Source organism: Planctomonas deserti (genome assembly GCF_003067705.1).
Lineage (GTDB): Bacteria > Actinomycetota > Actinomycetes > Actinomycetales > Microbacteriaceae > Planctomonas > Planctomonas deserti.
On sequence record NZ_QANL01000043.1, the window covers coordinates 1 to 743 of the forward strand.

At 54.4% G+C, this 743-nt stretch carries 1 protein-coding gene; it reads right to left on the reverse strand.

Features of this window, described 5'->3' with window-relative positions:
- On the reverse strand, positions 1-683 hold a 683-nt coding region (locus DAI20_RS19425), incomplete at its 3' end, for an RHS repeat-associated core domain-containing protein (protein WP_205781500.1).
- Positions 684-743 lie beyond the last annotated feature (60 nt).

The following is a 743-nucleotide window of genomic DNA, read 5'->3' on the forward strand; positions in this document are numbered from 1 at the left end:
GCCTCATCGTAGATTTCCTTGTGGCGCCCAGTGTACTTATCTCCATTGCCCGAGAGCACGCCTCTGTTGCGATGGAGAACTTCATGGACGATGGTGTCATATAGCTCTCTCTTCTGAGCATCAGAAAGGACCTCAAGATACTGCTTGTCTAAGTAGAGCCTTCTGGTTACGTGATTGTACTGCCCGGCCACATTTCCCATATCCCTTACAAATGGGTCCCGTGCAGGGAAATCAAGATCCGTTTCCGTTGCCTTCGCGAGTGCGTATAGGCGATCAATGTCTTCCTGAGTCAAGCCTAGTGGGTCAATGAAGTTTATTGGATTCCCTGAGACGTACGCGTAGGTATTCAACCCCCCCGCCAAGCCAATCGGATCACTCTGCACGTACCGGCCAATACTCGCGTCATAGTCGCGGAAGCCGTTGTACCAGAGGCCGCTTTCCGCGTCGTAGTACTGGCCCGGGAAGCCAATGTTCAACCCGCCAATCTCATCCTTCTGGACGCTGCGTCCATAGGCGTAGTTGTACGCCTTCCAGACGGTCTGCTGGCTTGGGCTGGTGACGAACTCCGGGCGTCCCAAATGATCGGTATGCACGTAATTGTGCTGCCCGCTGCGGGCCAGCCCCACCAGTTCGCCTTCGAACCAGAAGTAGTTGGTCCACACGCCATTGTTCAGTTCGGTCATGAGCTGGTTCTGGCCAGCGTAGAAGTAGCGGCTGTTGGTGTTCTGATTGATCTTGGCAAC